Below are 1,738 nucleotides of genomic sequence, written 5' to 3'. Positions count from 1 at the left end.
ATATAAATGTTATTTAATCACTATTTTTAATATCGCTGTTAAACAATTAGATATTTAAACATTGACACTTGATTAAAAAGTGAACGGAGAGGATGCGCGATAACTGTATTTAGCGTTTAGTGACGGGGATATGAATGTGTAGGTGATTTTCTCGAATGATTATTGCACTTGCCCATAGCTTCGCATGCTAAGATATAGCCAACAGACACCACCTTTGGAACAAACGATGCTAGAAGAGCAACAAAATAACCCACTACATGGCCTTAAGTTAGAAGTTCTACTGCAAGAGCTTGTTGATTTTTACGGCTGGGAAATCTTGTATGCTGCGTTCCGTTTTAATTGTTTTAAAACGAAACCATCAGTACAAGCAAGCCTGAAATTTTTACGCAAAACCGAGTGGGCAAGAGAGAAAGTAGAAGGTTTTTACTTATCTCGCTATAAGCGCATGCCAAGAGCGACGGATGAAGAGTATGTCTTACCGCCTCGCCAACGTACGTTTGCGACCGGTATTGTGCCGCGCGACCCGATGGTTTTAACGGTTGAATCTATCGAAAACTCTCAAGCAAAAGCCGCTTCAGCGCATAAAGAACGTTCATCTCGACGTCATCCGCAACGCCGTAGATAACCGAACGTTTGCCTCTAGAGGGAATTGATTAAATTTTGTTGATTTAGTAGTCGGGCATCGTTGATAGCAGTAAAGCCAAGCCACCGGTGGAGCGCGGTAACTTGGCTTTATGTTTGACGTCTTTTTAGCTTATAGTTCTATATCGCGGTTGCAGTCTTTCGAATAAATATAGCTAAATGTTTCATCTCGACCAACGGCATAGCAAGCCTGCGGCGCGTAAGAAGCCATAAATAAATAGTCACCTTTTTTTACCGGTATCCAGTTATTATCTAAGTTATACATACCTTCGCCACTTAATATTAATGCACCATGCTCTTGAACATGGGTTTCAATGTAGCCATGACAAGCACCCGGATTAAATGTGAGAACATGGAAATTCATATCAAAGCCGAGATCTTTTGGCAGTAGGTCTTCGACGATGACATCGGTCATGCCTTCGTAGTTAACTTTCTCTAACTTATCGCGATGTCCAACAACGGTATGTGCTTGATAGCCGTCAATTGATTGATATTTACGTTTATAAAGAAAAACTTGGCTGTTATTCCCTTGGTTTACATTTTCCAAGTAGAGACTTTCTCCGGCAGGGCAGTAGATATAACCACCTGCGGTTAAATTATGTTGTTTCTGTTCTGCTTCGACAATAACGTGACCTGAAATGACATACAAGAACGTCTCAACGTCTTTTCCACCAAACCCACTACGATTATTTCCGCCATCGTATAATGTAACAAGATAATCAACAAAGCTCGCCCCCAGCTTTGGTGACGCAAGAATTGTAACGTCACAATTTTCAAAACCAGGAATAATATTTTTAACTAAACCATCAGGCTCAAGTATAGCGAAGTTATCTTTTTTAATCACAGAGCGATTAGATAGAAGATCAGCAATATAGCCGGTGTTGTCGTTAAGGTAACCCATTAAATAACCCCTCAAAAAAAGAGCTTAGGCTTAATAGAAGGAAGCTATAAAAAGCCTAAGCAAACGGATGTGCAGTTGTTGTGTGTTGCTTATATTATCAGGTCGTTTATCGTTTTTTGTGATCTAGGTATACCATGCAAAACTATGATGATTTATTTGAAGCTTATATTTGTATTGATTAAAAATGTTTTATAA

At 39.4% G+C, this 1,738-nt stretch carries 2 protein-coding genes; one reads left to right on the top strand and one right to left on the bottom strand.

Translation table 11 applies throughout. The features are described from left to right. Positions 1 to 226: 226 nt before the first annotated feature. Entirely contained in the window at positions 227 to 625 is a 399-nt protein-coding gene (locus tag L4D78_RS28180) for a VF530 family protein (protein ID WP_428469987.1), read from the top strand. A 129-nt stretch (positions 626 to 754) separates the two neighbouring features. Here the strand turns inward: L4D78_RS28180 and allE are convergent, their stop codons facing one another. Further along, positions 755 to 1,543, bottom strand: coding sequence for a (S)-ureidoglycine aminohydrolase (gene allE, locus L4D78_RS28175; protein ID WP_428469986.1), 789 nt, complete (start codon positions 1,541 to 1,543; stop codon positions 755 to 757). Positions 1,544 to 1,738: the final 195 nt, after the last annotated feature.

The organism is Photobacterium minamisatsumaniensis, assembly GCF_050336695.1.
In the GTDB taxonomy this organism is placed as follows: Bacteria; Pseudomonadota; Gammaproteobacteria; order Enterobacterales; family Vibrionaceae; genus Photobacterium; species Photobacterium minamisatsumaniensis.
The sequence above is the reverse complement of the archived record's forward strand: the minus strand, read 5'-3'. Positions and strand labels throughout refer to the sequence as shown.

Bases quoted from the DNA above. Each gene is read 5' to 3' on its own strand.
- L4D78_RS28180 (WP_428469987.1), top strand. From the start codon at position 227: ATGCTAGAAGAGCAACAAAATAACCCACTACATGGCCTTAAGTTAGAA.
- allE (WP_428469986.1), bottom strand. From the start codon at position 1,543: ATGGGTTACCTTAACGACAACACCGGCTATATTGCTGATCTTCTATCT.